The organism is Novosphingobium sp. UBA6272, assembly GCF_002440635.1.
Taxonomy (GTDB): Bacteria; Pseudomonadota; Alphaproteobacteria; order Sphingomonadales; family Sphingomonadaceae; genus Novosphingobium.
The window spans coordinates 2050-3031 of sequence record NZ_DJUW01000005.1; the positions used below are offsets into that span (position 1 = coordinate 2050).

Below are 982 nucleotides of genomic sequence, written 5' to 3' on the forward strand. Positions count from 1 at the left end.
CCTGCTCGCCAACGAGCTGGTGATGGGCCAGTACACCGCCTTCGGAACAGACGTGAAGCTGCCGGTGGCGGACCGCAAGAGCACCGCCGCGATCTTCACCTCTGGCAAGGTATCCGACGGGTACCCGTGCGCACCCCTGGCCGTTACCGCGAGCGCCCTTGCCAGGAACCCCCAGGACGTTCCGGGGCGGCTGTGCTTGGGCGATTTCCTGCGGCTTCAGGGCCTCGACTACCTCCACGGGAAGTACGATGTGGTGCCTCAGAAGAACGAGCTCGGTGGCTATGCCGTGGGCTTTCCCGGCAAGCGCAATTTCCGCGACGACTTCTATGCCGCGATTGCCAATGACCCCCGCGCCGCACCCAATGACAAGGCCTACGCGCTCTACCGCGCGGTGATGTGCTATGCCCCCAGCGGCAACAACGATTGCGGCGGAGCGGACGTTCCCAAAAGCCAGCGCAAGGTCTGGTTCGAGCGGCTCAAGCGTGACTATCCGCAAAGCACTTGGGCCAAGAAACTGCGCTACTATTGGTGAGATGGCTCGCTTCGCTGGCGCTCTTGCTGCTCGCTTCCTGCACGCCCGCGCCGCCTGAGCGGGTCGAGGCGGAGCGCTACGACGCCTTTTTCCTGTGGGCCGGGGTGCGGCCCCAGCCGGTGCTGGAGCGCGCGAAGACGCTCTACCTGCTGGCGGGTGAAGTCCGCCGCGACGGTCGCTACCATCCGCTGCGCGCCACCCCGCGGGTCGACCATGGCGAAGTCTGGCTGGTGGTTCGCGCGCAGAGCCTCGATTGGCCGCCTGCGACCCGCCAGCGCATCATCGACGAACTGGCGCGCTGGCAGGGGGCGGGCAACCGGTTGGCCGGGTTGCAGATCGACTTCGATGCCTCGACGCGGGGGCTGGAACACTATGCCGTGTTCCTCAAGGACCTGCGCGGCCAGCTCGATCCCAGCCTGCGCCTGTCGATCACCGGGCTGATGGACTGGA

The 982-nt window shown here is 66.6% G+C and carries 1 protein-coding gene and 1 pseudogene; both read left to right on the top strand.

Annotation, left to right across the window (positions count from 1 at the left end; translation table 11 throughout):
- A pseudogene (locus B2V17_RS04185) lies at positions 1-532 on the top strand (hypothetical protein); the annotation flags it as partial.
- Positions 529-982, top strand: a 454-nt coding sequence (locus B2V17_RS04190) for a DUF3142 domain-containing protein (protein ID WP_292995516.1), incomplete at its 3' end; no start/stop codon positions are given. The pseudogene B2V17_RS04185 and the gene B2V17_RS04190, both read left to right, overlap by 4 nt.